The organism is Shewanella sp. AS1 (assembly GCF_021412565.1).
Taxonomy (GTDB): domain Bacteria; phylum Pseudomonadota; class Gammaproteobacteria; order Enterobacterales; family Shewanellaceae; genus Shewanella.
On record NZ_JAKCLJ010000054.1, the window covers coordinates 1 to 306 of the forward strand.

Genomic DNA, 306 nt, shown 5'->3' on the forward strand with positions numbered 1-306 from the left:
GGAAATGACCTACTCTCACATGGGGAGACCCCACACTACCATCGGCGCGATTGCGTTTCACTTCTGAGTTCGGGATGGGATCAGGTGGGGCCACAATGCTATGGTTTCCAGACAAAATTGTTAAATTTAGAAAGCTGTTCTTTATTGAGTAACACTAAAATCAAGTGTCGGTATTCTTTTGTTCAAGTTTTACCATTAGAAACCCATTAGGGTTGTATGGTTAAGCCTCACGAGTCATTAGTACAGGTTAGCTCAACGCCTCACAACGCTTACACACCCTGCCTATCAACGTCCTAGTCTCGGACG

At 45.1% G+C, this 306-nt stretch carries 2 rRNA genes; both read right to left on the minus strand.

Annotated features, from left to right (window positions below):
• Nucleotides 1–112, minus strand: a 5S ribosomal RNA gene (gene rrf / locus LZP69_RS16015); the annotation flags it as partial.
• A 104-nt stretch (nucleotides 113–216) separates the two neighbouring features.
• A 23S ribosomal RNA gene (locus tag LZP69_RS16020) occupies nucleotides 217–306 on the minus strand; the annotation flags it as partial.